The organism is Mesorhizobium sp. J428 (assembly GCF_024699925.1).
In the GTDB taxonomy this organism is placed as follows: domain Bacteria; phylum Pseudomonadota; class Alphaproteobacteria; order Rhizobiales; family Rhizobiaceae; genus Mesorhizobium_A.
On the sequence record NZ_JAJOMX010000001.1, the window covers coordinates 1,409,691 to 1,436,499 of the forward strand.

The following is a 26,809-nucleotide window of genomic DNA, read 5'->3' on the forward strand; positions in this document are numbered from 1 at the left end:
GGGGGCGCGAGGTCGACCTGTTGAAACACGGCCATCACCCCCTCCCCTTCAGCAAAGCCCGCGCCGCATTCAGCCCCGGCACGCCCGAAATGCCGCCGCCCGGATGCGAACCCGCAGACGCCAGCCATAGCCCGTCAACCGGCGCCGCATAACGCTCCGCCCCATAGAAGGGGCGGTTGACTAGCATCTGGTCGACCTGGAGTTCGCCGTGGTGCCAGTGACCGCCGGGCATGCGGTAGCGGGCCTCGATGTCGGCGGGGGTGAGCAGTTCTGCATGCTCGACCAGCCCGCCGATGCCCGGCGCATGGCGCTCCAGCACCGCCATGATCGCGGCAAGGAATGCCGGCCTTCCGGCCTCCCAGCCGCCCTTGAGCGCGTAGGGGGCGAACTGGACGTTGGCCGAGAGCACGCAGCCGCCGGAGGGCGCGAGCGACGGGTCAGACAGGCTCGGCAGCACGATCTCCATCACCGGCTCGGGCGACAGCTCGCCGTATTTTGCCGGGTTGAAGGCACGTTCCACCGACTGCGACGACGGCGCGATCACCAGCCGGCCTGCCAGCGCCTCGCGTGGCGCGCGGAAAGCTGGGATGCCGGACAGTGCAAGGTGGAGCTTCGCGACGTTGCCCTTCATGCGGATAGCCTGCGCCTTGCGCACCACCCCCGTGTCGAGTTCGGCCGGGCCGACCAGATCGACCAGCGTCGTGCGCGGGTTGATCGCCGAGACGACCGCGCCCGCGCGGATTTCCTCGCCGCCTTCGAGGCGAATGCCAACCACGCGACCTTTCTCTACTAGGATGCGCGAGACGGGTGCACCGCAACGGATGGTCACGCCCGCAGCCTCCGCTGCTTTGCGCATGGCCGCGACCACCGCGCCCATGCCGCCCCTCGGCATCACCTGCCCGCCCGCCTCGCCTGCAGTCTCCCCGGTCAGGCGATAGTAGAGGCCGAGCATCGAGGTCGGCGAGCGTGGGCCGAGATGGCTGCCGAGCACGGCCTCGAAGCCCACAAAGCCTTTCAGCCGGTCATCCGAAAGATGCTCGTCGGCGACGTCGTGGACATTCATCAGCATCATGCGCAGGAAATCGCGCATGTCCTCCTTGCCGAGTCGCTTCAGCGCAAGCGCGGCACCACCGTAGCCGAGGGCTTCGGTAAGCGGCATGCCGTGGAGGGAGGGCGGGAGTTTGGTGAGGAACGGTTTGAGGATGGCGGCGTAGCGCACGAGTTGTGCACGCATGGCGAGCCAGGCCTGCCTTTCGGAGACAGACACGTCGCCGCCGATTGTTTCACCCCAGCCGCCGGAGAGGAGGATGGGGTCGCGGTCGGGGGATATGAGCGCTGTCGGCGCAAGGCTGGGACGGGCGAAGGCGAGACCCTGCCCGGCAAGATCGAGTTCTTTGATCACCTCTGGATGCAGGCGGTTGAGGAGATGCGCGGTCGAGGCACGGTAGCCGGGGAAAAACTCTTCCGTCCGCGCCGGCCCGCCCAGTTCCGTATCGGCTTCCACCAGCAGCACCTTGCGCTCGGCCTTTCCCAGCACGGCCGCCGCCACCAGCCCGTTGTGGCCGCCGCCGACGACGATGACGTCCCAGCTTTTCTCAGATGACGTCATGGGCGTCGCTCATCTGGCGGTTGGGGCGCTTGAGGTCGCGCAGGATCTCGGCCGCGGCATTCCTGCCCGGCGCACCCATGACGCCGCCGCCGGGGTGGGTGGACGAGCCGCACATGTATAGGCCGCCGACCGGCGAGCGGTATTGCGCATAGCCCGGCACCGGGCGGTTGAAGAGGAGTTGGTCGAAGGTCAGCTCACCCTGGAAGATGTTGCCCTCGGTGAGGCCGACCTCGGCCTCGATCTCGCGCGGCGTGCGCACCTCCATGTGGACGATGCGGTCGCGGAAGCCGGGCGAATAATCGGCGATCTGGGAGATCACCGTCTCGGCGAAGGCGTCGCGGTCGGCGTCGGTCCAGTCGCGTCCGTCGATCTTCGGCGGTGCGTATTGCACGAAGCAGGACATGAAGTGCTTGCCGGCGGACGCCATCGTCGGGTCAAGCGTGGTGGGCAGCACCATGTCGAGGAAGGGGTCGCGCGAGAAGCGGCCCTCCTTCCAGTCGTCGTAGCCGCGCTCCATCCGCTCCACCGTGTCGGTAAAGTGCATGTCGCCCTTGAGGCAGGGCGAATCCTTCGGCAGCGCCGGGAACTCCGGCATCGAGTCGAGCGCGATGTTCACCTTGCCGGACGAACCGCGGATCTTGAAGTTCTTGACCCGCCGCAGGAACAGCTCGGGCAGTTCCTTCTCCTCGACCAGCTTGAGAAAGGTGCGCTTCACGTCGGCGTTGGAGATAACGATTTTTGCGCTCACCTCCTCACCGTTCGCCAGCACCACGCCGGTGGTGCGGCCGCTGCGCACGAGGACGTGGTCGACGCCGGCGCCGGTGCGGATGGTGCCGCCCGAGGCCTTGAAGGAGTCCGCCAGCGCTTTCGTCACTGCGCCCATGCCGCCCCGCGCGTAGCCCCAGGCGCCGATGGAACCGTCGACCTCACCCATATAGTGGTGGAGGAGCACATAGGCGGTGCCGGGCGACATCGGCCCGAGCGCGGTGCCGATGATGCCGGACAGCGCGAGATTGGCCTTGATCACCGGCGTCTCGAAATACTCGTCGAGAAAGTCGGAGATCGACATCGTCCAGAATCGCAGCGTCAGCGCCATCTCGGCCGGTGTCAGCCCGCCGAACTTCTTGCCGAGATAGAGCAACTCGCCGAGGTCGCGGGGCCGCAGACTCGTCGGGTCGGGCGCGGTGCGCATCAAGAGCGGCTGGATGAAGCGGCACTGCCGCGTCACGTCGCGGGCATAGCGGTCATAGGCTTCCGCATCGCGCGGCGACCAGCGGGCGAACTCGCGGCGGTGCGCGTCGTGGTCGCGGTAGGAGGCGAGATAATCGCCGTCCTGCGTGAACACCGCGCCACCCTCATAGGGGATGACCTGCAGGCCGAAGCGCGGCAGCTCGAGGTCACGCATGATCTCAGGCCGGAACAGCGAGCAGACATAGGAGCAGTTGGAATAGAGCCAGCCGGGCGTGAGTTCACGACTGGTGGCGGCACCGCCAACCCAGTCGTTCTTCTCGACCACCAGCACGTCGAGGCCGGCCCGCTGCAAGTAGCAGGCGTTGACGAGGCCGTTGTGGCCCGCGCCGATCACGATGGCGTCCCAGGTCTTCAAGCCGTCTCCCCTCGCGGTCTTTCGCAAGGCTGCCACGGAAAATCCCCACCTGTCCAGCCATATTGAATGAACGTTCAACAAGAGTGCTTGCGATTTCCTCCAACTGCGCTAGGGTTTCACGACTGTCGACCTATCCGCGCGGGAGAGCTGCGGGCCATGCACGACCAGCCCGAATATGACGACACCGCGATCCGCTTCCTCGAAGCGCTGTGGGGCGACGGCTGGCTGTCGCCGGGCGGGCCGGAAGAGGTCGACCGGGTGCTCGACGGCGTCGACGTCAAGGGTAAGCGGGTGCTCGACATCGGCTGCGGCTCGGGCGGCATCGCGGTCCACATCTTCAGGAACCACGGCGCGGCCCACGTCACCGGCTTCGACATCGAGGAGCCGGTGATCCGCCACGCCATCGACCGCGCCGCGACGTGCGGGCTCGCCAACGTCGTCGAGTTCGTGCAGGCCCCGCCGGGTGCCCTGCCCTTTGCCAACGAGAGCTTCGACGTCGTCTTCTCCAAGGACGCGCTGCTGCACGTGCCGGACAAGGACGCGATATTCGCCGAGATCTTCCGCGTGCTGAAGCCCGGCGGCACAATCGCCGCGTCCAACTGGATGATCAGCCACGACGGCGAGCCGTCGGACGACATGAAGGCCTATATCGCGGCGGAGGGGCTGAGCTTCGCGATGGCCTCGCCGGCGCGCTACGCCAAAGCGATGGAGCGCGCCGGCTTCCGCGATGTCGTGATGGTCGACCGCAATCCCTGGTACCGCGAGGTCGCGCGCGGCGAGTTGGAGAAGCTCAAAGGCCCGATGTTCGAGAAGGCCTCGAACGCGGTCGGCGAGGACTACGTGCGCAAGAACATCAGGACGTGGGAAGCGATGCAGAAGGTGCTTGACTCCGGTGAGCACCGGCCCACCCATCTGCGCGGACAGAAGCCGGAATAATCAGACAGATGCTCAAGACCGCCGAACGTCCGAAATCGGAACAGCCCAAGGAGCCGGAGGCGGAACGCAAGGGCCGCAAGGCCTCGAAGGAGACGCGGCGGCTGCAGCTGATCGAGGCGACGATCGATTCGCTGGCGAAGCGCGGCTATTCCGAGACGACGATGGCCGACGTGGCCGATGGCGCCGGCCTTTCGCGCGGCATCGTCAACTTCCATTTCGAATCCAAGGAAAAGCTGCTGGTGGCGACCCTCCAGCACATGTCCGAGGAATATGCCGCCCACTGGCGCGGCGCGCTGGACAAGGCGGGCGACGATCCGGCGAAGCGGTTGGCGGCGGTCGTCGCGGCCGACTTCGACCGCGCGGTCTGTTCGCGCCGCAAGCTCGCCGCCTGGTGCGCCTTCTGGGGTGAGGCGAAGTCGCGGCCGACCTACCAGGCGCTGTGCGGATCGCGCGACCTCGCCTACCAGAACACGATGGTGGAGCTGTGCGCGGCGCTTGCGAAGGACGGCGGCTACGCCTTCGATCCGGAGAAGGTCGCGCTTGGCCTCGCGGCGATGCTGGAAGGCGTGTGGCTGCGGCTGATGATGGGCGGCGAGGAGATCAACCGCGAAAAGGCGCATGAGGCGGCACTCGAACATCTGGCGGTGGTGTTTCCGAAGCACTTCGCGCAGGCCGGCGCGCGCCGGGCGTAGTCCGGGAAAAGGGGCGCCCAGATCAAGCATACGGGAACGAAAACGGGACAGGAGAACCCCATCATGACAGCATTCGGCAGACGGACATTGCTCACCGCATCCCTTGCCGCCGCGCTCGCCGCGTCGGTGTCGACCGTGTCGCTCGCGGAGGACAGCGAACTCACCGTGTTCGACTGGTCGGGCTACGAGGACCCGGCCTTCCATCCGAAATATGTCGAGAAATACGGCGACTCGCCGACCTTCACCTTCTTCGGCGACGAGGACGAGGCCTTTGAGAAGATCCGCGCCGGCTTCAAGACCGACCTCGCACACCCCTGCTCGCAGAGCGTGGTGAAGTGGCGCGAGGCGGGCATCCTGCAGCCGCTCGACACGTCGAAGATCCGCGGCTGGAACGACCTGAACCCCGGCATCATGGCGATGAAGAACCTCGCCACGGACGCCGAGGGCAAGGCCTGGTTCATGCCCTGGGACTGGGGCAACACGGCGCTGACCTACAACACCGAGAAGATCAAGGCGGAGGAGGTGACCTCGCTGAAAGCCTTCGCCGACCCGAAGTTCAAGGGCCGCGTCTCGATCGGCGACAATGTCGACGACGCCTATGCGCTGGCGAGCCTCGTCATCGGGCTGAAGGACTGGACGGCGATGACTGACGAGCAGTTCAAGCAGGCGTCCGATTTCCTGCGCGAGGTGCACAAGAACGTGCGGCTCTACTGGACCGATTCCACCGAGATCGTGCAGGCGCTGGGCGGCGGCGAGGTCGATCTCGCCTGGGCGTGGAACGACGCCGGCACGCAGCTCGCCAACGAAGGCAAGCCCTTCGCCATCAACCGCGACACGGCCGAGGGCCTGACCACCTGGGTCTGCGGCTACGTGATGCTGAAGGACGCGCCCGGCAACACGGACAAGGCCTACGAATTCCTGTCCGACGTCAACGACGACCCGGAGGTCGCCAAATACATCGTGAACGACTGGGGCTACGGCCACGCCAACGCCAAGGCGATGGAGGCGGTCGATCCCGAAGTGCTGAAGGCCAAGGGCTATGCCGACGTGGCGAAATTCGTCGACAAGACGCTGTTCCAGTCGCCCGTGCCGGCCGAGCTCAAGGGCAAGATGATCGCCGAGTTCGAGAAGATCAAATCGGGGTATTGAAGGGCGGTTGAGCGGCGGCGCGGCCCTTTCCTTCTCCCCGTTCACGGGGAGAAGGTGCCCGAAGGGCGGATGAGGGGCATGGTGACAGCTTTCGGGAGTTGACGCCGCCCCTCACTGTCCTGCCGGACATCTCTCCCCGTGAACGGGGAGAGAGACGCTGCTCTTCGGCCGCGCGAAGTCGCCGACCGCAGCGCATTTTTCGCGGAAGCAAGCAGAATCGGTCTGGAGCACTCACCTGTCCTGCAAGGGTGCAGAACAAGTGCCTCTCAGGACGTGTCGTGCAGCTCGACCGGGATGGAGGCGGCTATGGCAAGTCTCTCGATGAAGGCGTCGAGGCCGTGGATCGCGTTGCCCTCGTTGCCGGCCTCGTCGGAGGCCTGCCCTTGGTGCAGGAACGACAGGCGGCAGAGCTGTGCCGCGATGGCCTGCATGTAGAGCCCGAATGCTCTGAGCAGAATCGGCAATGTCCTCCGCATCGAAGGGATTGCTGCCGAAGCCGGCCGGCATCAGGACGGGCGTCCAGGGCCTGCGGGCGGAACTGCGCAGCGTGCCCTCGACATAGGCGCTAAGCAGCGCATTGGCCTGCCAGGCGGCCCACAGCACGCACCAGCGGACCCAGAACGAGCGGCTGGCGGCCTGTTCGGCCATGTCGGCGATCGAGAACAGGCGCATGACGATCCTCGCCTTTAACGCCTGTTCCCTCCCCGCCTTCGCCCTCCAGCCCATCGCCGGCTCCCGTTTGACCGGGCACAAGTGTGGTGCCTTCTCGAAGGGCGGGGATAGAAAAAGTTGGCGGTTGTGAGAATCTCGAAGCCGGGCAAGAGGTTGGCGACGGAAGGGGCGGAAATCGATCAACGGGGTGCAGGCAACCGCGCTCAATCTCTCCCCTTGAGGGAGAGAAAGCGATTTCAAGACCTTAGCCGCAGGCTAAGTCTTAGAAATCGCAAGTGAGGGGGTTACCGCCACGCTGGCAACTGCCCCCTCTCTTGCAAATTCCAAGGACTTGGCTTCGCCAAGCCCAGGAATTTGCTTTCTCCCCCTCCAGGGGGGAGATAGCCTGAGCCGCCGGGCCGATCCTCTGTATTCTGGGTTCAGCTGCGCGCCAGGAGTGACGACCGCACCGGACGAGCGATACAAGTATCTCGTCCCGGCGAGGAGCATGCGCGGCATGGGGGAGGGCAGCGCGAGAGGGCGCTGAGAGATGCCCGCCATCCCCACTCTCGCCCGCACCTCCGAACCGGTGTAGACGGACGGCGAGGGACGATCTTCAATGCATGATGTCATCATCATCGGCGCCGGCTTCACCGGTCTTTCCGCGGCGCTCGAGCTCGCGCGGCAGGGCAAGGATGTCGTTGTGCTGGAGGCGCGGGACAGGGTGGGCGGGCGGGTTGAATCGCAGGTGAATGCGCTTGGCGAGCGTGTCGACACCGGCGGGCAGTTCGCCTGCGACGACATGGTGAACGTGATGGCGCTGCTGCGTGAGCACGGGCACAGACTGGTCAGCCCCGCCTTCGAGGGACGGGACGTGTCGGTGCCGCCGCTGCCGTCAGACAGCCTCGACCGGGCGCGACAGGGCGCGATGGAGCTGCGTGACCGCTACGTCGCAATGGACCCGGACGATCCCGCGATCGCCGGCCTCACCGTCGCCGCCTGGCTGGCGCGCCAACCGGAGGATGCGAACCAGAAGGCCGCCTTCCGCTCGATGCTGGAGGGCCTGTGGTGCCAGCCGATCGACGACGTGCCGCTGTGGTACATGATCGACAACGACCGGCGCATCACCAACGAAGAGTTCGAGCTGCAGCATTTTCCCGCGCGCACGATGCATGCGCTGGCGGAGGATCTCGCGGCGGAGCTCGGCGATCGCGTGCGGCTCTCGACGCCAGCGCGCGGGATCGTCTGGAGCGAAGGCGACGTGAGCGTCGCCACGCCCTCCGGAACGATCGAGGCCCTCGCGGCGATCGTGGCCCTGCCGCCCTCGATGGCCGCGCGAATCGACTACGCCCCTGCCCTGCCGGCACCTCTGGCGCATGCGCTGTCGGTGTGGCGCAGCGGTTTCGTGATCAAGCTGTTCATCCGCTACAGCCGCGCCTTCTGGCTCGACAAAGGGCTGTCGGGCGTCGTGATGTTCCGCGAACCCGCTGGACTGTTCGCCTGCGACACCGGCACGCCCGAGAGGCCGGCGCTGACCGGCTTCATCGGCGGGCCGAGCGCGCTCGCATGGCGAGAGCGGGGAGAAAGCGGCATCCGCGAGGATTTCCTCGCTTTTCTCACCGACGCGCTGGGACCCGAAGCCGCCGCGCCGCTGGATATGCTGGTGCGCGACTGGTCCTACGACCAATGGTCGGGCGGCGCCTACAGCGACCTGATCATGGACATGAATGCCCGGGACGCGGAGGCGGTGATCAGCGCCGGCATCGGGCCGCTGCATTTCGCCTGCTCGGAGATTTCGCCAGAGTATCCGGGATATGTGGAGGGGGCGATCGTGGCGGGGCGGCGGGCGGCGGGTGCCGCCCGAGACATAGGCTGATTTTCCGCTGACGCCGTATCGACAGCCTCAAGGCGGGAACTGCCCTCGCAGGGCTTATCGGCTCTTGTGAATATATATGCAACCTATCATTGCAATATTTCCTCAATTCTGCAATTCTCGATAGCAAGACGGACGCAACCGGCGGAGGAGACGATGACCACGGAAAAAGTGCTTGGTACTGCTGAATACAGGGCGGTTCGCTCGCCGCTCGAGGGGACGGTCACGTTAACCGCTGCCGGAATTCTTCCCTGCATGAACTATTCCGCGCAGCTGGAGATGAGGCCGGAGCGGATCATGCCGCCGATGTGGGACATGGTGTTCTTCGTCCAGCCACTCTGTCTCACGGCTATGAAGCCGTTCGAGATTTCGGTGGTGATCGCGGGCAACGCCGCCAAGTTCGACGTCATCCGCGTAATGGATGCGACGGGGTGGGTCGAGGTTCCCGTGGTCGACCCGTTCGTTCCGGTCAATTTCGCGGAAGCCCAGGCGGAAGCGGCCAGGTTCCTGGTCTACGCCCGGCTACCCTTCCCGCCCGGGTCCACCCACAGCGGCTGCATCGTGGTTCCCGAAGGGACCCTTGTGCCGGCGATCTACTATCGCGCATTCGGCCCCGCCTCGCGGCAGGAATGCGACGCTTGGCTGTTGAAGAACTGCGGCGCGTTCAAGGCCGCGCCGGCCGGGACGCCGGGGGGTGACGTTCCCTGGCCGCGGGCGCCGCAGCCTGCCGAGTGATCGGCAGGGGCGGATTGGAGTCTCAAACAGGCTTCAATCCGCCAGCGCCACCAGCGCGTCTGGATCATATCCCAGCCTGATCTTCGCCCCCAGCGGCAGGTCGTCGGCGCCGAAATCGTTGGTCTCGGTGACGGAGAGCGGCTTCTCCATGCCCGGGACGTCGACGACGAGATGGGTGATCTCGCCGAAATAGTGCCGCTCGACCACCGTGCCGGCGATCTCGTGCTTCGCGGTTGCGTCGTCCCACAGGACGCGCAGGCGCTCGGGGCGGATGCCGAGGGTGGCCTCGCGGCCGGTGGCGACGAAGGCGCGCGGCTTGTCCGTCTTGACCCGGCCGAAGGCTGCGGTGTCGACGACGATGCTGTCGCCGGTCTCCTCGACCAACTCGGCCCGGATAAAATTCATGCCGCCGAGGAAGTCGGCGACCTGGCGGTTGACGGGTTTCTGGTAGATTTCCTTCGGCGTCGAGACCTGGGCGATGCGGCCGCCGAACATGACGGCGATGCGGTCGGACATGGCGAGCGCCTCGTACTGGTCGTGCGTGACCAGGATGAAGGTGATGCCGACGGCCTGCTGCAGCTTGCGCAGCTCAACCTGCATCTGCTCGCGCAGCTTCTTGTCGAGGGCCGACAGCGGCTCGTCGAGCAAGAGCACCTTCGGCCGCATGACCAGCGCACGCGCCAGCGCCACGCGCTGGCGCTGGCCGCCCGAAAGCTCGGTCGCGCCGCGGTTCTGCAGACCGGCGAGCGAGACCATGGCGAGCGCCTCGTCCACCCGGCGCTTCTCCTCCGCCGCACCAAGCTTCATCTTCTTCAGGCCGTAGGCAACGTTCTCGCCCACCTTGAGATGCGGGAAGATGGCGTAGGACTGGAACACCATGTTGGTCGGCCGCGCATTTGCCGGGATGCCGGCCATCGGCTGGCCGTCGATAGCGATCGTGCCGGAAGTCGGCTGGTCGAAGCCGGCGATGAGCCGGAGCAGCGTGGTCTTGCCGCAGCCGGAGGGGCCGAGCAGCGAGAAGAACTCGCCCTCGCGGATGGTCAGCGTCGCGCGGTCGAGGGCGTGAAAGTCGGCATAGCTGCGCGTCACCGTATCGATCTGGATCATTGGGCGTGTCGCGCGTTCAGGCAAGCAGGCCTCCGGTCGTCTGGGTGCGCTCCTGCGCGCGGCGGCGCATGAGTTCGGCGATGGTGAGAAGAAGGATGGACGCGACCAGCAGCAGCGTGCCGAGCGCCAGCACGCCCGGCAGCCGCGCGGCGAAGCGAAGCTGGCCCCAGATGTAGACCGGCAGCGTCACGTCGTTGCCGCCGAGGAAGAAGGCCATCATGAAATCGTCGAGCGAGATGGTGAAGCCGACCAGCAGGCTGGAGATGATCGCCGGCGTCATCATCGGCAGGGTCACGCGTCGGAACGTGCCGAACGCGGTCTCGCCGAGATCGGCCGAGGCCTCCTCCAGGCTGCGATCGAAGCCCTCGAAGCCGGAGATCAGCACCGAGATCGAATAGGGCAGGCAGACGAGCACGTGGCCGAGCGTGACGGTGAAGAGCGTCAGCGGCATGCCGAGCGCGAGCACGATGATCAGGATCGACACGGCGACGATGATCTCGGGCATGACCAGCGGCGCCATGATCAGCCCCTGCATGGCGCGCTGGCCGCGGAAGCGGTAGCGGGTGAGCGCACGCGCGGCGCAGATGCCAAGCACCGTGGAGAGAAGGGCGGCCGCCACGCCGACCAGAAGGCTGTTCCAGGCGGCGTCGAGGAGTGCCGGGGTTCGCGGCAGGCCGGCATACCATTTGAGCGTGAAGCCGGAGAGCGGAAACTGCGGCGACGGCGAAGCGTTGAGCGAGAAGACCGGCAGCAGCAGCACGGGCAGGTAGAGGAACAGGATGAACAGCACCGCATAGGCCGGCAGCCAGCTTCCGGCGAAACGGCGCAACGGGTTCATCGCATCGCCCTCACCGCCGCGCGCAGCGCCAGCACCGCGCCGCCGGCCATCAGGCAGACGGCGATCATGGTGGTGACCGAGAGCGCCGCGCCGAGCGGCTTGTTCATCGCCCGGCCGAACTGGGCCTGGATGGCGTTGGCGATCATCACCCCGTCGGTGCCGCCGACCATCTTCGGCGTGACATAGTCGCCGACGGTCGGGATCATGACGATCAGCAGCGCCGAGATGACGCCCGGCAGCGACAGCGGCAGCGTGACGCGCAGGAAGGAGCGGATCGGTCCGTCGCCGAGATCGGTCGCCGCCTCGATCAGGGTGCGGTCGACCTTCTCCAGCGAGACGAAGATCGGCAGGATGGCGAAGGCCACCCAGGCATGGGTGAGCGTGATCAGCACGGCGGTCGAATTGTAGAGGAAGGCGTCTGACGGTTCAGCCGTGATGCCGAGACCCATCAGCGCGGAGTTGATGACGCCGTTGTAGCCGAGCACGACCTTCCAGGCCATGACGCGCAAAAGATAGCTAGTCCAGAACGGCACGGTGATGACGAACAGCCAGATGTTCTTGTGCCTGCCGCCGTGGAACGAGATGAAATAGGCCACCGGATAGGCGAGCGCGACGGTGAGCACGCTGACGGTGAGCGAGATCCAGAGCGAGCGGAACAGGAGGTCCTGGTAGATCGGCTCGAAGATCGCCTGCCGGTAGTTCTCCAGCGTGAAGGTGCGGTCGACGGTGAGATAGGTCTGCGTCCAGAAGGAATGCGCGATGACGACGACCACCGGCAGACCGAGCATGGCCAGCGCATAGAGGAACGGCGCGGAGATGAGCGTGTAGCCCTTGGCTTCGTCGGACTGCAGATAGGATCCGGTTCGCGTGCGCGGCGCAGGCCCTGCCGAAACCCCTTCCGCAGCCGCAGCCATCATCTGGCTCCGTACCTACTGATGGGTCGCAAGAGGGGCGTGGGTGCCATTCGCTCTTCCCGACGCGGATCGGTTCCGCGTGCGTATCAACCGGCTTTCCGGCATCATGCGCAAGTCCCAATTGAAATCAAGCGCTATTTCTGCGATATTGACTGAACGGATATTCAAAACAGGACGAATTTCCTTTTGATTTCCGTTGTTTTGGCTTTCATATGCCGTGACTGACGGCATCGATCGGTGGGAGCAGCAGATGGCCGCACTCGAAAAGCTCGACGCCATGGACGGGGCCGGTGACCGGACCACGGAGCGTGCGGCGCGGCATCTCGTCCAGCCCTGGCCGACGGCGGGCCAGATCGGTGCGGAGGCGCGCACCTATATCGCCTCGGGCGACGGCATCTACATCACCGGCGCGGACGGCGAGCGGCTGATCGACGGCCCGGCCGGCATGTGGTGCGTCAATGTCGGGCACCGCCGCGCCGAACTGGCCGACGTGATGCGCGACCAGGCGATGGAGCTGTCCTACAACACGCCCTGGTACACGATGAACGAGCCGTCTGTGGCGCTGTCCGAGCGGCTGGCCGCACATGCTCCCGGCGACCTCAACCACGTCTTTTACACGACCGGCGGCTCGTCGGCGGTGGAGACGGCGCTGCGCTTCATGCAGTTCTACAACAATGTGCGCGGCCGGCCGGAGAAGAAGATGGTCCTGTCGCGCCAGGGCGCCTATCACGGCTCGACCTATCTCTCCGGCTCGCTCAACGGTCGCCCGCGCGACCGCGACTGGATGGACGGCGCCGACGGCATGGTGGTCAAGCTCTCCTCGCCCAATCCGTTCCGGCGGCCGGCGGGCACGAGCGTCGCGGCGTTTTCGGACTTTCTCGTCGAGGAGTTCCGCGAGACGGTCGCGCGCATTGGCGCGGAGCGGATCGGCGCATTTATCGCCGAGCCGATCCAGGCCTCGGGCGGCGTGATCGTGCCGCCGGACGACTACCTGCCGCGCATCGCGCAAATCTGCCGCGACAACGACATCCTCTACATCTCGGACGAAGTGGTGACGGCGTTCGGACGCGTCGGCGAAGTGTTCGCCTCGCAGGACGTGTTCGGCGTCGAGCCGGACATGATCACCTTCGCTAAGGGCGTGACCTCAGGCTACTTCCCGCTCGGCGGCGTGATGATGTCGGACCGGCTGTTCGAGACGCTGCGTCGCTCGAACCATCCCGACGCGATGTTCGCGCACGGGCTGACCTATTCCAGCCATCCGGTCGGCTGCGCCGTGGCGCTGAAGAACCTCGACCTGCTGGAAGGCGGCATTCTCGATCATGCGCGTGAGGTCGGACCCTACTTCCAGCAGCGGCTGAAGACGCTGGAGGAGCTGCCGCTGGTGGGCGAGGTGCGCGGGCTCGGCCTGATGGCCTGCATCGAATGCGTCGCGGACCGCGACAGCATGAACCCGCTGAAGCTCGACAACGAGGTCGGCAAGCGCATCGACCGGCACTGCCAGGAGCTCGGCCTGCTGGTGCGGCCGCTGATCAACATGTGCGTGATGTCGCCGCCGCTGGTGATCAGCCGGGAGCAGATCGACGACATGGTCGTGATCCTGCGCGAAGGCATCTCGCGCACCATGGACGACCTGCGCCGCGAAGGGCTATGGAAGGGGTGAGAACCCTTCACCTGCGCGATTGCCGCACCGTCAGTCCGCCGACAATCACGATAACTTGACTGACGAACTCTAGAAATCTAAGAGCGGGCTGTTTGGAAGCCAGCCTCCCGCATAGCCACCGAACAGCAGAGTCACAGTTCGGGGGCGTGCATGCTGTCAGAAAAGTCGTTCATCCGCATCGCAATCCTGAGCACGGCGCTCGTTCCGGCGGCCGTGCAGCAGGCGAATGCGCAGGCTACCCAACTCGAGAGGCTGGAGCTGGAAGCCGAAAGCGACGACATCCTCGTCCAGGACGGGTACGTCGCCAAGCAGGATCGCATCGGCACGAAGGTCGACACGCCGATCTCCGAGATACCGCAGGCGATCTCGGTCGTCACACAGGACCAGATCGAGGACCAGAAGCCACGCACGCTCAACGAGACGCTCGGCTATACGGCGAGCGCCAATCCGAACAGTTTCGGTTTCGATGCACGCTATGACGCCTTCTACCTGCGCGGCTTTCCGGCCTTTTACACCGGCTTCTTCCGTGACGGCCTGAGGCAGTACAACGGCCCGTCGGCCTGGTTCAAGACGGAGCCCTACGGCATCGAAGGCCTGACGGTCCTGAAGGGGCCGGCTTCGTCGCTATATGGCATCAGCGGCCCCGGCGGCATGGTGAATCTTGTCACCAAGCGGCCCAAGGACGAAACCTATCGCGAGGTCGAGGTGCTGGGCGGCACGCATGACCGCGTTCAGGCGGCATTCGATCTGTCGGGCCCAGCCAATGAGGACGGCACGCTGCTCTACCGTATGACGGGCCTCGGCCGCATCGCCGATACCGAATTGCCCGGCTTCCCGGACGACAAGTTCTATTTCGCTCCCGCCGTCACCTACAAGCCGGACGAGGACACCAAGCTGACCGTGCTGGCCGAGGTCTCGCGCGCGGTCAACGGTGGGACAGCCTTCTTCTACAATCCGTCCTACGGCGAAGTGTCGGACATCTACAGCGGCGACCCCGACTGGAACGACTTTGTCAGCCTGCAGGGCCGCATCGGCTACGAGTTCGAGCACCGGTTCAGCGATCTCCTGACCGTTCGCCAAAACGTGCGGCTGAACGGCGTGGACGCCGACCTGCAGTACAGCGGCCTCTACAACACTGGTGCACCGGATCTCGCCCGCTACTGGGGCCACTACACCGAGACGATGAAGAGCTTCGTCGCCGACAACATGGCGCAGTTCGAGTTCGACACGGGCCCGGTCAAACATGTCGCGGTTGCCGGCGTCGACTACGGCTGGACCGACTACGACGCCTACAACGCGACCTCCTACGTCTCGATCGAGGACATCGCCGGCATGACGCCGTCCTTCTCCGGCAGCCAGCAGATGCATCAGGTCGGCGCCTATATCCATGACCAGATGCAGTGGAACGGCTTCACGCTGTTTGCGAGCGGGCGGCACGACTGGGTGTCGAGCCGCAGCAAGGACTACACCTCGACGGAAACCAGCCAGGACGACCAAGCCTTCTCCGGGCGGATCGGCCTCTCCTACCGCACGGATTGGGGGATTATCCCCTACGCGAACTATTCGACATCCTTCGCACCCAATCTCGGCTTCGTCTACGACTACGGCACGAACACGCGCCGCGTCGCGCGCCCGACCAAGGGCGAACAGGTCGAAGTCGGCGTCAAATACGAAGTTCCCGACCGGAACATCACCCTGGGCGCGGCCTTCTTCAACATCGATCAGACCGACGGCGTGGTCTATGACGGCACGTTCGACGACGCCGGCAACCAGATTCAGCGACAGCTCGATCTCAATTCCCGCGGGCTCGAACTGGAGGCGGCCGCCTCCTTCGACAACGGCTTCGACCTGCTCGCCTCCTACACCTACATGCGCATGGAAATCGTCAAGGGCGTGGCCGGCACCGAGGGCAACGAACTCTCTTCGTCGCCAAATCACGTCTTCTCGATCTGGGGCAACTACACGTTCAACTCCGGCGCCTTGCAAGGGCTGGGGCTCGGCGCGGGCTTGCGCTATGTCGGCGAGAGCTTCGGCGACGACGCCAACACGTTCAAGAACGACGACCGCGCCTTTGTCGATCTCGCAATGTCCTACGATTTCGGCGCTCGCAGCCCGAAGCTCGACGGAGTGAAGTTCCAGGTCAACGTCAAGAACCTCTTCGACGAGCGCAAGCCGGTCTGCACCGCCGCCAACTGCTACTGGGACGAGGGCCGCTCGATCATGGGCAGCCTGCGCCGCAGGTTCTGATGACTGCCGAGGCGAGGGCCGAAACGCTGCCGACCCACCGCGTCGTGCTCGCGGTGGGCGGGCTCTATGTCGCCCAGAGCGTGATTGGCGGCATCACCTGGACCGGCCTGCCGGCCGTGATGCGCGATCAAGGCGTGTCGCTGGAACATGTCGGCCTGCTGTCCCTCATCGCCCTGCCCTGGGCGCTCAAGTTCCTCTGGTCCCCGTGGATCGAGCGCTACCGTCTGCCTTTGTCCGGCGGAAACCGGTCCGCCTCGCTTGCAGTCGCGGGCAGTCTCGTCTGCCTTGCCGGCCTCGCGGCTGTTGCCGTCGCCGGCGTGCAATCGTTGCCCTTCGTTCTTGCCTGCCTGACATTGGTGGCCTTCGCCGCTTCGACTGTCGACATCGTCTGCGACGGTTATGCCGTGGAGAGCTTCGCTCCTAAGGAGCAGGGCTGGGGCAATGCCGCCCAGGTCGGCGGCGCCTATCTCGGATCGGCGATCGGCGGCGGAATCTTCCTCGTCATCGTCGCGATGACGGGCTGGAGCATCGGCGTCTGGTCGATGATCGCGCTTCTGGTCGCGCTCGGCCTGCCCTTCGCCTTCATTGCCTCCTCGACCCGCCGTGGCGCGGAACGCACACATGTTCCCTCGCTCCGTTCCGCCCTGGCGCGGCCCGAGCTTCGCCGCGGCCTGCTCGTCGCGGCCCTCTATGTCGTGGCGCAGAAGATGGGGCTTGCGATGCTCGCTCCCTTCCTCGTCGACGCCGGCATGGACCTCGGCACGATCGGACTTGTGAACGGCGCCGGCAGCCTTCTTATCGGCTTCGCGGCGGCGATCGCGGGTGGCGCCCTCGTCAGGCGTTACGGCACAACAACGGTGATGATCGCAGCGGTGGTGCTCCAGGCCGGCGCACTCGCCTTCTTCGCGGCCAGCCACTATCTCCCGCCGGTGCCGATGCCGCTGCTGGCCGCGGTAGCGATCGCCAGTTCCTCCGGCATCCTCGCGCTCGGCTTCGTCGCGCTCTACGCGCAGTTCATGCGCTGGTCGGACCCGCGCCAGGGGGGCGTCGACTTCACCCTGTTCCAGTCGATGGACGCACTGGTGAGCATCATCGGCGGCGTGGTCGCAGGCCAGGTGGCCGGCAAGCTCGGCTATGGCATCTTCTTCGGGGCCGCTGCGCTCATTGCCGTGGCGACGATCCCGGCGATCATCGCGACGGTCGAAAAGCGAAGCCCCGCCATGCGCGCAGCCAGCCCCACCCGCCAGGAGGCCTGACATGCCGATCGCCGATACCGTCATACGCCTGCAGTCGCCGCAGACGGTCATGGCCGCGCTGCTCGACCATCTCGGCGAACATGGTTCCGTCACGGGCAGCGAGGCAGCATGGTCGGTGGCCTTCGAGATCGGCACGGCGTCCGCCCGTCTCCTCGACGGATCCATCGCCTTCCGTGTCGAGGCGCCCGACGACACGTCTCTGTCCTTCCTTCAGTGGGGCGTGGTCGAGCATGTGCACGAGTTCGCGCCGGCAGAGCGCCCCGAAGTCTCATGGCGCGGCGGGTTGGCGGCAGGAACGCGCCCACCCTATTTCCGCGAGATGCAGGTGGTATCGGCGCGGAACATCACGCCGCGCATGAGGCGGCTGACGCTCGCGGGCGACAATCTCGAACGTTTCGCGCAGCACGGCATACATATCCGCCTGCTGCTGCGTCCGCGGCACGACGCTCCGGTCGTGTGGCCGGTGATGGCCGCCGACGGACGCCAGGCATGGCCGGAGGGCGAACGCCCCGTGATGCGTATCTATACAATCCGCAGCATCGATGTTGCGGCCGGCACGATGGATGTCGATTTCGTCCTGCACGAGGGCGACGACATGCCTGGCGCGCGATTCGGCGCAGAGGCGAAACCGGGGGACCTTGTCGGCATGACAGGACCGGGCGGCGGCACCCTGAAGGTCGCGCCGAGCTACCTCTTCCTCGGCGACGAGACCGCCTTGCCGGCGATCGGGCGGCTGCTCGAGGAACTGCCGGACGACGCGAAGGCCAAGGCGTATGTGGAGATCGCGGACGACGCCGAGCGGCAGGACATCGCCGTGAAGCCGGGGGTGGATCTCGTATGGCTATCCCGTGGCGGCAAGCCCGCCGGCAGCACCGATGGTCTTTTGCAGGCGCTGCGCGACGTCCCGGGCGCGTTCTGGGGGGACGACCCCTATGTCTGGGCGGGATGCGAGCAGAGCACCGCACGAGCGATCAAGGCCCATCTGGCGGACACTGTCCGGCTCAAGAAGGGCCGCAGCGTCGTCGGCAGCTACTGGAAGCTGGGTGCGGCTGGCGAGGTGGACGAGTAGCGAGGCGGGTTGGCGTTTGGCAGCGTCACAGTCACAGACAGGCCGCCGAGGTCCGAGCGGCCGAGGCTGACCGAGCCGCCATAGGCTTCGGCTATATCGCGGACGATCGCGAGGCCAAGGCCGGTGCCGCCGCTGCGGTCCAGCCTGCCGCCGCGCGCGAGCGCGACCGCGCGTTCGTCTTCCGCAAGGCCCGGGCCGTCGTCCTCGACCAGCAGCGAGACCGTCCCGGCAGCACTCTCCCATCCGACCCGGATGCGGGAGCGCGCATGGCGCGCGGCATTGTCGAGCAGGTTGCCGAGCATCTCGTTGAGATCATCGCCGTCGACGGGAAAGACGATGTTGTCCGGGACGTCCACCGCGATGGCCTTGCCCTCCGCCGCCGGAATGCGCTCGACCACGCGCGCGATGCGTCGCGCTGCGTCCGCAAGCGGCGTCGCGGCACGGCTGGTGCCGTGGCGCAGCCGGGTGCGGGCGAGCTCGCGGTCGACATGCCGGCGCATCGAATCGGCCAGCGCTTCGAGATTGTCCGCGATCTCGCGGTCGCCGCGCTCTCGCAGCCTGCGTATGTCGGCGGCGATCGCGGTAAGCGGCGTCTTGAGGCCGTGCGCGAGATCCGCGGCGCGATCGCGCGCGCGGACGAGCTCGCGCTCCTGCGTATCGAGAAGCGAGTTCATCTCGGTGACCAGCGGCTCGACCTCGCGCGGCACCTGGGTCGAGAGCCTGCGCACCCTGCCGGCGCGCACCTCGCCGACGGCTTCAGCGACGGCGGCGAGCGGCCGCAGGCCCGAAACGATCTGGATCCATATCCCGGCGGCGAGCACCAGTCCGAGGGCGGCCAGCACATAACCGGTATCGCGTGCAAAGCCGCTCCGCAGCTCGGCAAGCTGGGACCGGTCGATGCCGACCGTCACGCGCAGGCGATGGTCGACGCCGCCGACCGACACGACCAGGCTGCGCTCGTGCAGAAGCAGGACGGCATCCTGCGGACCCGCCGCGTCGCGGGTCAGCTCCGCACCTGGAGCGATCTCCGCCCCGCGGGGGATGACGAAATCCCAGAGCGAACGCGAGGCGAGCCGCTCCGCGGACGTCTCGTCCTCGACCTGCCAGTAGAACCCGCCGAACGGGCGCGAGAAACGGGGATCGGCAGGCTCGCGGGCGAGGCTGAGCGTGCCTGCCGGATCGATCCGGAGCGTGCCGGCGATCGACTGGAGATGGGTGTCGAGCTCCTGCCCGACGCGGCGGTCGAGGTGACGCGAGAACAGGGCGGACAGGCCGATGCCCGTGACGACGAGCGCGACCGCCAGCAGGCCGAGGCCGAGCGCGAAGAAGCGCAGCCGGAGCGAACGGGCCGACGTCACTATGGCACCGCCTCGTCCCGAACGAGGTAGCCGAAGCCGCGACGGGTCTCGATCATTGCCGCCGGCAGCTTGCGCCGCACGCGCCCGACCAGCACCTCGACGGCGTTGGATTCGCGCTCGAAATGCTGCGCCTGCAGATGCTCCGCGAGCTCCTGCTGCGGCACGACCCGCCCGCGGTTGAGCATCAGATAGGCGACCAGCCGATACTCCTGCGGCGACAGCGCGACGGGCACGCCGCGCACCGTCAGCCGCATCTGGCGCGTGTCGAGTTCGGCCTCGCCGATGCGGATGAGCGCGGAGGAATGGCCGGCGGAGCGGCGGATAATCGCCCTCAGCCGCGCGAGAAGCTCCTCCATGCGGAAGGGCTTGGGCAGGTAGTCGTCGGCGCCGGCATCGATGCCCTCGACGCGCTCGCTCCAGGTTCCGCGCGCGGTCAGCACCAGCACGGGAAAGTCACGGCCGGCCTCGCGCCATCGCTTGAGGATGGCAAGCCCGTCCATGCCCGGCAGGCCGAGGTCGAGGACACAGGCGCCGTAGGATTCGGTGTCGCCCTGGAACCAGCCGTCCTCGCCATCAGCCACCGCGTCGACGACGAAGCCGCTGGCCTCCAACGCGGCGGCGACGTCTTCACGGATGCGCCGGTCGTCTTCGATGAGCAGCACGCGCATCTCAGTCCTCGTCCACGGACAGGATCCGCCCGGTTGCAGGATCCACCGTGAGCTCCCGGCGCCGGCCGTCGGAGCCGAGCACGTAGATCTCGTAGACGAAGCCCTCGTCTTCGTCCTCGAGCTCCACCTCCAGGACGTCGCCCGCGACGCCCTGCGCACGCAGCAGCTCGAGGATGCGCGCAAGCGGCAGGACCTCCCCGCGCTCGCGGGCGCGTTCGAGCGTTCGGCGGTCGTCGTGATCCTCCCGCCCGCCCTTGTCGGCGGATGCGGGCGCCGCGGCGGCAAGCAGGGCCGCAAGGAGGACGGGAACGAGGGCGCGCATCGTTTTCTCCTAGCACATCCGAAGATGACAATTCGCTGACATCTCCACTCAGCGGCCTGTCATGCGGAACCTGCGAAGACCGCTCCGTCCAAGGGCGACAGCCCGAACCAGAAGGAGACAGACATGAACCGCATCGCATTCATCCTCACCCTCGCCGCAGCTCCGTTCGTCGCCTCCGCCGCGATGGCCTCGCCGTCGTGCGGAAACCAGCCGCAGTCGAGCTGGAAAAGCCTCGCCGAGATCGAGGCGAAGGCGACCGAGATGGGCTACAAGGTGCGCGAGATCGACATCGAGGACGGCTGCTACGAGATCTATGCGATCGACAAGGACGGCAAGCGCGTCGAGGCCTATCTCAATCCGGTGACCGCCGAGGTCGTCGAAGCCAAGATCGACGACTGATGAGCGCGGAACCGGTCAGACCGGATGCCGGCGGCGCGATGCCGCCGGCCACGGTCAAGGTGTGGGACCCGTTCGTGCGGGTCTTCCACTGGTCTCTGGTCGCCCTGTTCGTCTTCGCCTTCCTGACCGGAGACGAGTGGCAGGGCCCACACGAAATCGCCGGCTACGTCATTGCCGGCCTCGTCGCCGCGCGCGTGATCTGGGGGCTTGTCGGCAGCCGCAATGCCCGGTTCGCCAGCTTCGTGCGCAGCCCCGCGGAGGTGATCCGCTTCCTCGGCAAGACGGCCCGCTTCTCGGCGCCGCGCCATCTCGGCCATAACCCGGCCGGCGGGGCAATGATCCTGGTGCTGCTGGTCGCGATCGGCGCCATTGCGACGACCGGATACATGATGACGACCGACGCCTATTGGGGCGTGCGGTGGGTCAAGGAAGCGCATGAGGCGGTGGTCTATTCGACGCTCGGCCTCGTGGCGCTGCACGTCGCGGGCGTGGTGCTGGCGAGCGTCGAGCATCGCGAGAACCTCGTGCGGGCGATGTTCACCGGGCGCAAGCGGGCTCCGGGACCCGACGATCTGGCCTGACGAGGGCGGTTGTGCCGGCGGGCGAACTGCGACCGCCGGTGCTCACCGGCAGTGGGTCGCGGATGGCGTGGTCCCTGGAGCGGGGCGTCTCCCCGTCACGTCACGCTCAGTCCGGTCGTCACAACCATCGGTGCGCGCTCCGGCACGCGGTCGTAGAGGTCGATGATATCCTGGTGCATCAGCCGCACGCATCCCGACGACACGGACTTGCCGATCGACGCCCATTCCGGCGAGCCGTGCAGACGGTAGAGCGTGTCCTCACCATTCTGGAAGATGTAAAGCGCGCGCGCCCCGAGCGGGTTGCTGACGCCCGCCTCCATGCCGCCTTCCCACTCATTCGTGCCCGGAATCTGCCGGGCACGGTATTTCTCCAGCTCTGGCTGGCGGGCGATCATCTCCTCAGGCGGAAACCAGCGCGGCCATTTCTGCTTCCACTCGATCACCCCACGGCCCGACCACTCGAAGCCCTGGCGGCCGAGACCGACGCCGTAGCGAAGCGCTGCGCCGCTGTGGACGACGAGATAGAGGAAGTGGTTCGCCGTATCGACGACGACGGTGCCCGGCGCCTCGCCTGTCGGATCCGGAACGATCTGGCGGTAGAATCTCGGATCAATCTTCTCGATCGGAACGGCCGGGATAGCATGGCCTTCATCGAAGGCGGCAGCATACATCACGCGAGGGTCGCCGACGGCCGGAGTGGGCATCGGGAGGGGGAGCGGTTCGGGCACAGCGGCGGCCGCCCCCGCCGCTCGCTCACGGCCGCCTGCGCAGGCCGACAGGCCGGCTGATGCGACGCTCGCGGCGGCCCCTGCAAGGAGCCCACGGCGGCTGAGTTTCGACATCGGACTCCGAATCAGTTCCACACGGGCTCCCAACACGCGGAGAGCCTGCGCGTTCCTCCTGTATCTGCCGGGCCGCGTGCCTGCAACCCATGAACAAACAGGCCGTTCATCGGGATGATCGCTCCGTCTTGTCGCGATGCGCATCCAAAGGCCCTGCGCAGTGTGTGCGGCACGATTTACTTGCGGCTCGCCAGCGCCTCGTTCAGGCCGGCGACGTCCTTCTCCTCGGGCGCGGATTCGAGGTTGACCACCGGCAGCACAGCACGGATGTGGTCGTGATGCGTGCGCACGCCGTATTCGAGGTCTGAGAGGTAGAAACCTTCGAAGCCGTTCGACGTCATCGACTCGTTCGACCACTCGGACAGCTGCACGTCCTCCGCCATCGTGTCGCGGTCGATGCGGAAGGCGAGATAGCGCGCGGCGGCCTGCTCGCGGCTCTCGTCGGCATAGCGATAGATCGCGCCGCGCAGCAGCGTCTGGCCGGTGGAGAGAGGAAATTCCTGGTAGAACTGGACCGTCTCCGGCGTCATCGCGATCACCGCATTCGGGAACAGCCCGTAATAGATCCAGGCACGACGAAGCGGTTGCGGCAGGCGCTCCGGCTGCGGCGCGATTTTGACGTAGTTGCGCACGCTCCAGCGCCGGCCGGCATGCGGGTTGTAGGTGGCGAAGGAACGCGAGACGCCGTTGACGAAGGGCTCGTCGTAATAGGTCGAGCCATAGAGATCCTGCAGCGCAGGGTGCGCCATCGCGACGTGGTAGCCTTCGTTGTCGACGTCACGCACCGACTTCCAGTTGACATTCGACACGCTCGACCAGATGCCCCAGGAAGGCACCATCTCCTCGATGCGGTAGGGCGCGATCTCGGCCTCGTGCGGCTGCATCAGCTCGGCCACGGAGGGCTGCGGACCGGGGCGGAAGCGGATGAAGATGAACCCCATCCAGATTTCGAGGTCGAGCTGCTTCAGGCCGAACTCGACCTTGTCGAGATCCGGAAACGAGCGCGGCCGCGCGGCCCCGCGCAGCGTGCCGTCGAGATTGTAGACCCAGCCGTGGAACGGGCAGACCAGCGCATTGCGGCAATTGCCCTGGTTGTCGGCGACAACGCGCGAGCCCCGATGGCGGCACATGTTGAGGAAGGCGCGCACGACGCCATCCTTGCCGCGCACGGCGAGCGCCCGCTCGCCCACCACGTCCATCGCCAGGTAGTCGCCCGGATTCGGCACGTCGGACACGTGGCCGACGATCTGCCAGTGGGTGCGGAACAGGTGCTCCTTCTCCAGTTCGAGGAGCGCCGGACTGTGATAGGTCCAGCCCGGAAGGCCACTGCGATCCCAGTCGTTCGGAATAGCCACATTGCCCGCGCGGCGGTTCATGAAAGCCCCCGTTCTTATTGAATGTTCATTCAATAAAATCACATTTATCATTATAATGCAATGGTTTGCTGGATTAAGGCTAAATTCTGCCTTTCGAAGGCGCCTAGTTTTCGAACAGATCGGAGAGCTGCGCCGCCGGATTTCCTTCGAGAAAACGGGACGTTAATCGCGGATAGCCCGTACGCACCCGCAACGCCTGCTGGGGGCTGTTGAAAAGCCTGGAAACCGGTGAGGGATTTGACCGCCGGCCGTGCGGCTGATGCCAGCCTATTCGACTGATTTCACACGCAGGCGCATGATGCGGTTCCTCTCGCGCTTCAGCACCACGAAGCGCTTGCCGTGGAACGTGAAGGCCTGCTTCTCGTCGGGGATGGTCTGCGCCTCGTGGATAACGAGGCCGGCGATCGTCACCGCCTCGTCGTCCGGCAAGGCCCAGTCGAGCGCGCGGTTCAGGTCGCGGATCGGCACCGAGCCGTCGACCAGCACCGAGCCGTCCGCCTGCTGGCGCACGCCCTGGATGTCGATGTCGTGCTCGTCAGCGATGTCGCCGACGATCTCCTCGATGATGTCTTCCAGCGTGACGAGGCCCTCGACCTCGCCGTACTCGTCCACGACGATCGCGATATGCGCCTTGCGGCGCAGGAAGGCGTTGAGCTGGTCGCGCAGGCTGGTCGTGTCGGGCACGAACCAGGGCCTGGAGGCGACCTGGGCGATGTCGACCTTGGAAGGATCGTTGCCCGCCTCGTTGAGCGCGCGCAGCAAGTCCTTGGCGTGGATGACGCCGACGATGTTGTCGGTCGTTCCGCGCCAGACCGGCATGCGGGTGTAGGGGCTCTGGAGGATGTCGCGCACCACCGCCTCCGGCGCGCCGCCGGCGTCGACCATGCGCATGGCGGTGCGGTGGACCATGATGTCGGAGACTTCGAGGTCGGCGAGGTCGAGCAGGCCGCCGACCCGGTCGCCGTCGGCCTTGACCAGATCGCCCTGGCGCCGCAGCGCCTCCAGCGTCTCGCGCAGCTCCTCCTCCGGGCTTCTCTGAGGGACGATCCGCGAGACGGTGAAGCCGAACAGGCCGAGGATGCGCTGGCCGAAGATCGCCGCGACGACGCCGGCCGCAAGCAGCGTCGCAAGCGCGACCAGGGGCCAGGGCGCGGTCGTCATCCCGGGTGGTTCTCGCGCAAAAAGGCCAGCACTTCCGAGGCCGGCACGTCTTTGGCGATGAAGGACTGGCCGATGCCGCGCGTGAGGATGAAGGTGAGCGCGCCGCGCGACACCTTCTTGTCCTGCGAGATGTATTCGAGCAGCCGCTCGGCGCCGGGCAGCTCGCCTGGGATGTCCGACATGCGCCACGGCAGGCCGACGTCGCGCAGGTGCCGCTCGACGCGCTCGGCGTCGTCGGGGCTGGCGAGGTTCATCCGCGCGGAAAAGCGGTGCGCCAGCGCCATGCCGATCGCGACGCCTTCGCCATGGACGAGCCGGGCGGAATCGTAGGCGGTGGCGGCTTCGAGCGCGTGGCCGAAGGTGTGGCCGAGATTGAGGAGCGCCCGATCGCCGGTCTCGAACTCGTCGCGGGCGACCACGTCGGCCTTGGCCTGGCAGGACACGGCGATCGCGCGGGTGCGGGCGGGTCCGCCGGAGAAGACTTCCTGCCAATTGGCCTCCAGCCAGGCAAAGAAGTCGGGCCGGTCGATCAGGCCGTATTTCGCCACCTCGGCATAGCCGGCGCGGAACTCGCGCGCGGAGAGCGTGTCAAGCGTGCCCGTGTCGGCGATCACCAGCTTCGGCTGCATGAACACGCCGACGAGGTTCTTGCCGCGCGGCGTGTTGATGCCGGTCTTGCCGCCGACGGAGGAATCGACCTGCGCCAGAAGCGAGGTCGGCACCTGGACGAAATTCATGCCGCGGCGGACGATGCCTGCCGCGAAGCCGGTGAGGTCGCCGATCACGCCGCCGCCCAGCGCGATAACCGCGTCGCGCCGCTCGAGCCTGGCGCCGAGCACGCCGTCGACCACCTGTTCGAGATGGTCGAAGCTCTTGGTCTTTTCGCCCGGGGGAAGCGTGATCGCCACCGTCTCGATGCCGGCCTTCGACAGGCTGTCAGTCAGCGCAGGAAGCCAGGCGGCGGCGACGTTGCCGTCCGTGACGATGGCCGCCCTGACGCCGGGCAGCCGCGCCGCGATCTCGGCGCCAGCGCGCTCGATCAGGCCGCTGCCGATGAGGATGTGGTAGCTGCGCTCGCCGAGGCCGACGGTGACGACCTCGGGCGCGCCGGTCGCGCCCATCGCATTCATGCAGCACCCTCCTTCGACCGCTCCTCGCGGTCCAGCCAGGACGACAGGGCTTCGAGCACTTCGGCCATGATCTCCTCGCGCCGCACGTCGCGGGTGGTGACCGTGATGTCGGCGAGCCCGTAGACGGGATAGCGCTCGGCCATCAGCTTCTCCATCACCGCGCGCGGGTCGGATGCCTTGAGCAGCGGCCGGTTGGGCTTCTTGGCGACGCGGGTCATCAGCGTATCGAGATCGGCCTTGAGCCAGATGGAAATGCCGTCGCGGGCGATCGCCTCGCGGGTATGTGCGTTCATGAAGGCGCCGCCGCCGGTCGAAACCACCTGCGGGCCGTCCTTGACGAGGCGGCCGACGACGCGCTCCTCCAGCGCGCGGAACTCCGGCTCGCCGTAGCGCTCGAACAGTTCCGGGATCGTCATGCGCGACACGGTCTCGATCTCATGGTCGCTGTCGACGAAGGCAAGGCCGAGCGCCTGCGCCAGCTTGCGCCCGATCGCCGTCTTGCCGGCGCCCATCAGCCCGACGAAGACGACCGAGCGTCCGCCGAGCCTGTCCTTCAGCCCGGCATGCGCGGGATCCACCGTCTCCATTTCCTGAATCATCGGATTTCCGGGCGATTGCCAGTGTCGGGGC

25 protein-coding genes are annotated in these 26,809 nt (G+C 66.6%); 11 read left to right on the forward strand and 14 right to left on the reverse strand.

The window, feature by feature from the left end:
- Positions 1 to 34 precede the first annotated feature (34 nt).
- Positions 35 to 1,609: an NAD(P)/FAD-dependent oxidoreductase gene (locus tag LRS09_RS07015; protein ID WP_257805067.1), complete on the reverse strand. Its 1,575-nt coding sequence runs from the start codon at positions 1,607 to 1,609 to the stop codon at positions 35 to 37.
- The gene (locus LRS09_RS07020; protein WP_257805068.1) at positions 1,596 to 3,215 is read right to left on the reverse strand and encodes an NAD(P)/FAD-dependent oxidoreductase; all 1,620 of its coding nucleotides are present in this window, start codon (positions 3,213 to 3,215) and stop codon (positions 1,596 to 1,598) included. Before LRS09_RS07020 ends, LRS09_RS07015 begins: the two co-directional genes overlap by 14 nt.
- A 156-nt stretch (positions 3,216 to 3,371) precedes the next feature.
- Between LRS09_RS07020 and LRS09_RS07025 the strand changes: the two genes are divergently transcribed.
- From LRS09_RS07025 to LRS09_RS07035, 3 genes are all read left to right on the forward strand, one after another.
- Positions 3,372 to 4,151 carry a methyltransferase domain-containing protein gene (locus LRS09_RS07025; protein WP_257805069.1) on the forward strand — a complete coding sequence of 260 codons (780 nt, stop codon included), beginning with the start codon at positions 3,372 to 3,374 and terminating at the stop codon, positions 4,149 to 4,151.
- Between the two features lie 8 nt (positions 4,152 to 4,159).
- Complete coding sequence (gene betI / locus LRS09_RS07030; RefSeq protein ID WP_257805070.1) at positions 4,160 to 4,843, forward strand: transcriptional regulator BetI; 684 nt, start codon at positions 4,160 to 4,162, stop codon at positions 4,841 to 4,843.
- 63 nt (positions 4,844 to 4,906) lie between these two features.
- The gene (locus LRS09_RS07035) at positions 4,907 to 5,992 is read left to right on the forward strand and encodes an ABC transporter substrate-binding protein (RefSeq protein ID WP_257805071.1); all 1,086 of its coding nucleotides are present in this window, start codon (positions 4,907 to 4,909) and stop codon (positions 5,990 to 5,992) included.
- 266 nt (positions 5,993 to 6,258) lie between these two features.
- Here LRS09_RS07035 and LRS09_RS07040 read toward each other — a convergent pair whose 3' ends face one another.
- Positions 6,259 to 6,456 carry a hypothetical protein gene (locus LRS09_RS07040; RefSeq protein WP_257805072.1) on the reverse strand — a complete coding sequence of 66 codons (198 nt, stop codon included), beginning with the start codon at positions 6,454 to 6,456 and terminating at the stop codon, positions 6,259 to 6,261.
- An 806-nt stretch (positions 6,457 to 7,262) separates the two neighbouring features.
- Between LRS09_RS07040 and LRS09_RS07045 the strand changes: the two genes are divergently transcribed.
- Positions 7,263 to 8,519 carry an FAD-dependent oxidoreductase gene (locus tag LRS09_RS07045; protein ID WP_257805073.1) on the forward strand — a complete coding sequence of 419 codons (1,257 nt, stop codon included), beginning with the start codon at positions 7,263 to 7,265 and terminating at the stop codon, positions 8,517 to 8,519.
- Positions 8,520 to 8,672: 153 nt separating this feature from the next.
- Positions 8,673 to 9,251 carry a hypothetical protein gene (locus LRS09_RS07050; protein WP_257805074.1) on the forward strand — a complete coding sequence of 193 codons (579 nt, stop codon included), beginning with the start codon at positions 8,673 to 8,675 and terminating at the stop codon, positions 9,249 to 9,251.
- A 33-nt stretch (positions 9,252 to 9,284) separates the two neighbouring features.
- Here the strand turns inward: LRS09_RS07050 and LRS09_RS07055 are convergent, their stop codons facing one another.
- The 3 genes from LRS09_RS07055 to LRS09_RS07065 are packed head-to-tail and all read right to left on the reverse strand — an operon-like array spanning position 9,285 to position 12,110.
- Positions 9,285 to 10,358: an ABC transporter ATP-binding protein gene (locus LRS09_RS07055; RefSeq protein WP_257805075.1), complete on the reverse strand. Its 1,074-nt coding sequence runs from the start codon at positions 10,356 to 10,358 to the stop codon at positions 9,285 to 9,287.
- A gap of 16 nt (positions 10,359 to 10,374) precedes the next feature.
- Positions 10,375 to 11,196: an ABC transporter permease gene (locus LRS09_RS07060; RefSeq protein ID WP_257805076.1), complete on the reverse strand. Its 822-nt coding sequence runs from the start codon at positions 11,194 to 11,196 to the stop codon at positions 10,375 to 10,377.
- Entirely contained in the window at positions 11,193 to 12,110 is a 918-nt protein-coding gene (locus tag LRS09_RS07065) for an ABC transporter permease (protein ID WP_257805077.1), read from the reverse strand. Before LRS09_RS07065 ends, LRS09_RS07060 begins: the two co-directional genes overlap by 4 nt.
- Before the next feature lie 250 nt (positions 12,111 to 12,360).
- Between LRS09_RS07065 and LRS09_RS07070 the strand changes: the two genes are divergently transcribed.
- The 4 genes from LRS09_RS07070 (at position 12,361) to LRS09_RS07085 (ending at position 18,342) form a co-directional block, all read left to right on the forward strand.
- On the forward strand, positions 12,361 to 13,770 hold the full coding sequence (locus LRS09_RS07070; protein WP_257805078.1) for an aminotransferase: 1,410 nt from the start codon (positions 12,361 to 12,363) through the stop codon (positions 13,768 to 13,770).
- Between the two features lie 150 nt (positions 13,771 to 13,920).
- Positions 13,921 to 16,017 carry a TonB-dependent siderophore receptor gene (locus LRS09_RS07075; protein WP_257805079.1) on the forward strand — a complete coding sequence of 699 codons (2,097 nt, stop codon included), beginning with the start codon at positions 13,921 to 13,923 and terminating at the stop codon, positions 16,015 to 16,017.
- Positions 16,017 to 17,273 (forward strand): MFS transporter, encoded by a 1,257-nt coding sequence (locus LRS09_RS07080; protein WP_257805080.1) that lies wholly within the window; start codon positions 16,017 to 16,019, stop codon positions 17,271 to 17,273. The genes LRS09_RS07075 and LRS09_RS07080 overlap by 1 nt, the downstream gene beginning before the upstream one ends.
- 1 nt (position 17,274) lies before the next feature.
- On the forward strand, positions 17,275 to 18,342 hold the full coding sequence (locus tag LRS09_RS07085; protein ID WP_257805081.1) for a siderophore-interacting protein: 1,068 nt from the start codon (positions 17,275 to 17,277) through the stop codon (positions 18,340 to 18,342).
- Here the strand turns inward: LRS09_RS07085 and LRS09_RS07090 are convergent.
- Genes LRS09_RS07090 through LRS09_RS07100 form a run of 3 tightly spaced genes read right to left on the reverse strand, consistent with a single transcriptional unit; the run spans position 18,303 to position 20,690 of the window.
- On the reverse strand, positions 18,303 to 19,700 hold the full coding sequence (locus tag LRS09_RS07090) for a HAMP domain-containing sensor histidine kinase (RefSeq protein WP_257805082.1): 1,398 nt from the start codon (positions 19,698 to 19,700) through the stop codon (positions 18,303 to 18,305). The two genes, LRS09_RS07085 and LRS09_RS07090, sit on opposite strands and share 40 nt — an antisense overlap.
- The gene (locus LRS09_RS07095) at positions 19,700 to 20,368 is read right to left on the reverse strand and encodes a response regulator transcription factor (RefSeq protein ID WP_257805083.1); all 669 of its coding nucleotides are present in this window, start codon (positions 20,366 to 20,368) and stop codon (positions 19,700 to 19,702) included. Before LRS09_RS07095 ends, LRS09_RS07090 begins: the two co-directional genes overlap by 1 nt.
- A gap of 1 nt (position 20,369) precedes the next feature.
- Entirely contained in the window at positions 20,370 to 20,690 is a 321-nt protein-coding gene (locus LRS09_RS07100) for a PepSY domain-containing protein (RefSeq protein ID WP_257805084.1), read from the reverse strand.
- A 123-nt stretch (positions 20,691 to 20,813) separates the two neighbouring features.
- Here LRS09_RS07100 and LRS09_RS07105 point away from each other — a divergent pair, with 123 nt between their 5' ends.
- Positions 20,814 to 21,089: a PepSY domain-containing protein gene (locus LRS09_RS07105; protein WP_257805085.1), complete on the forward strand. Its 276-nt coding sequence runs from the start codon at positions 20,814 to 20,816 to the stop codon at positions 21,087 to 21,089.
- Positions 21,089 to 21,670, forward strand: coding sequence for a cytochrome b/b6 domain-containing protein (locus LRS09_RS07110; RefSeq protein WP_257805086.1), 582 nt, complete (start codon positions 21,089 to 21,091; stop codon positions 21,668 to 21,670). Before LRS09_RS07105 ends, LRS09_RS07110 begins: the two co-directional genes overlap by 1 nt.
- Positions 21,671 to 21,765: 95 nt before the next feature.
- Here the strand turns inward: LRS09_RS07110 and LRS09_RS07115 are convergent, their stop codons facing one another.
- From LRS09_RS07115 to LRS09_RS07135, 5 genes are all read right to left on the reverse strand, one after another.
- Positions 21,766 to 22,512 (reverse strand): L,D-transpeptidase, encoded by a 747-nt coding sequence (locus LRS09_RS07115; protein ID WP_257805087.1) that lies wholly within the window; start codon positions 22,510 to 22,512, stop codon positions 21,766 to 21,768.
- A 176-nt stretch (positions 22,513 to 22,688) separates the two neighbouring features.
- Entirely contained in the window at positions 22,689 to 23,888 is a 1,200-nt protein-coding gene (locus LRS09_RS07120; RefSeq protein WP_257805088.1) for an aromatic ring-hydroxylating dioxygenase subunit alpha, read from the reverse strand.
- A gap of 267 nt (positions 23,889 to 24,155) precedes the next feature.
- Positions 24,156 to 25,049, reverse strand: coding sequence for an HlyC/CorC family transporter (locus tag LRS09_RS07125; protein ID WP_257805089.1), 894 nt, complete (start codon positions 25,047 to 25,049; stop codon positions 24,156 to 24,158).
- A complete protein-coding gene (gene aroB, locus LRS09_RS07130) occupies positions 25,046 to 26,179 on the reverse strand; it encodes a 3-dehydroquinate synthase (protein ID WP_257805090.1) in 1,134 nt (377 codons plus the stop codon). The genes LRS09_RS07125 and aroB overlap by 4 nt, the downstream gene beginning before the upstream one ends.
- On the reverse strand, positions 26,176 to 26,778 hold the full coding sequence (locus tag LRS09_RS07135) for a shikimate kinase (RefSeq protein WP_257805091.1): 603 nt from the start codon (positions 26,776 to 26,778) through the stop codon (positions 26,176 to 26,178). Before LRS09_RS07135 ends, aroB begins: the two co-directional genes overlap by 4 nt.
- Between the last annotated feature and the right edge of the window lie 31 nt (positions 26,779 to 26,809).

What these genes read in the sequence shown, in the direction of transcription:
- LRS09_RS07015 (WP_257805067.1), bottom strand. Translation starts at nt 1,609, where the DNA reads ATGACGTCATCTGAGAAAAGCTGGGACGTCATCGTCGTCGGCGGCGGC.
- LRS09_RS07025 (WP_257805069.1), top strand. Translation starts at nt 3,372, where the DNA reads ATGCACGACCAGCCCGAATATGACGACACCGCGATCCGCTTCCTCGAA.
- betI (WP_257805070.1), top strand. Translation starts at nt 4,160, where the DNA reads ATGCTCAAGACCGCCGAACGTCCGAAATCGGAACAGCCCAAGGAGCCG.
- LRS09_RS07035 (WP_257805071.1), top strand. Translation starts at nt 4,907, where the DNA reads ATGACAGCATTCGGCAGACGGACATTGCTCACCGCATCCCTTGCCGCC.
- LRS09_RS07045 (WP_257805073.1), top strand. Translation starts at nt 7,263, where the DNA reads ATGCATGATGTCATCATCATCGGCGCCGGCTTCACCGGTCTTTCCGCG.
- LRS09_RS07050 (WP_257805074.1), top strand. Translation starts at nt 8,673, where the DNA reads ATGACCACGGAAAAAGTGCTTGGTACTGCTGAATACAGGGCGGTTCGC.
- LRS09_RS07055 (WP_257805075.1), bottom strand. Translation starts at nt 10,358, where the DNA reads ATGATCCAGATCGATACGGTGACGCGCAGCTATGCCGACTTTCACGCC.
- LRS09_RS07060 (WP_257805076.1), bottom strand. Translation starts at nt 11,196, where the DNA reads ATGAACCCGTTGCGCCGTTTCGCCGGAAGCTGGCTGCCGGCCTATGCG.
- LRS09_RS07065 (WP_257805077.1), bottom strand. Translation starts at nt 12,110, where the DNA reads ATGGCTGCGGCTGCGGAAGGGGTTTCGGCAGGGCCTGCGCCGCGCACG.
- LRS09_RS07070 (WP_257805078.1), top strand. Translation starts at nt 12,361, where the DNA reads ATGGCCGCACTCGAAAAGCTCGACGCCATGGACGGGGCCGGTGACCGG.
- LRS09_RS07075 (WP_257805079.1), top strand. Translation starts at nt 13,921, where the DNA reads ATGCTGTCAGAAAAGTCGTTCATCCGCATCGCAATCCTGAGCACGGCG.
- LRS09_RS07080 (WP_257805080.1), top strand. Translation starts at nt 16,017, where the DNA reads ATGACTGCCGAGGCGAGGGCCGAAACGCTGCCGACCCACCGCGTCGTG.
- LRS09_RS07085 (WP_257805081.1), top strand. Translation starts at nt 17,275, where the DNA reads ATGCCGATCGCCGATACCGTCATACGCCTGCAGTCGCCGCAGACGGTC.
- LRS09_RS07095 (WP_257805083.1), bottom strand. Translation starts at nt 20,368, where the DNA reads ATGCGCGTGCTGCTCATCGAAGACGACCGGCGCATCCGTGAAGACGTC.
- LRS09_RS07100 (WP_257805084.1), bottom strand. Translation starts at nt 20,690, where the DNA reads ATGCGCGCCCTCGTTCCCGTCCTCCTTGCGGCCCTGCTTGCCGCCGCG.
- LRS09_RS07105 (WP_257805085.1), top strand. Translation starts at nt 20,814, where the DNA reads ATGAACCGCATCGCATTCATCCTCACCCTCGCCGCAGCTCCGTTCGTC.
- LRS09_RS07110 (WP_257805086.1), top strand. Translation starts at nt 21,089, where the DNA reads ATGAGCGCGGAACCGGTCAGACCGGATGCCGGCGGCGCGATGCCGCCG.
- LRS09_RS07115 (WP_257805087.1), bottom strand. Translation starts at nt 22,512, where the DNA reads ATGTCGAAACTCAGCCGCCGTGGGCTCCTTGCAGGGGCCGCCGCGAGC.
- LRS09_RS07120 (WP_257805088.1), bottom strand. Translation starts at nt 23,888, where the DNA reads ATGAACCGCCGCGCGGGCAATGTGGCTATTCCGAACGACTGGGATCGC.
- LRS09_RS07125 (WP_257805089.1), bottom strand. Translation starts at nt 25,049, where the DNA reads ATGACGACCGCGCCCTGGCCCCTGGTCGCGCTTGCGACGCTGCTTGCG.
- aroB (WP_257805090.1), bottom strand. Translation starts at nt 26,179, where the DNA reads ATGAATGCGATGGGCGCGACCGGCGCGCCCGAGGTCGTCACCGTCGGC.
- LRS09_RS07135 (WP_257805091.1), bottom strand. Translation starts at nt 26,778, where the DNA reads ATGATTCAGGAAATGGAGACGGTGGATCCCGCGCATGCCGGGCTGAAG.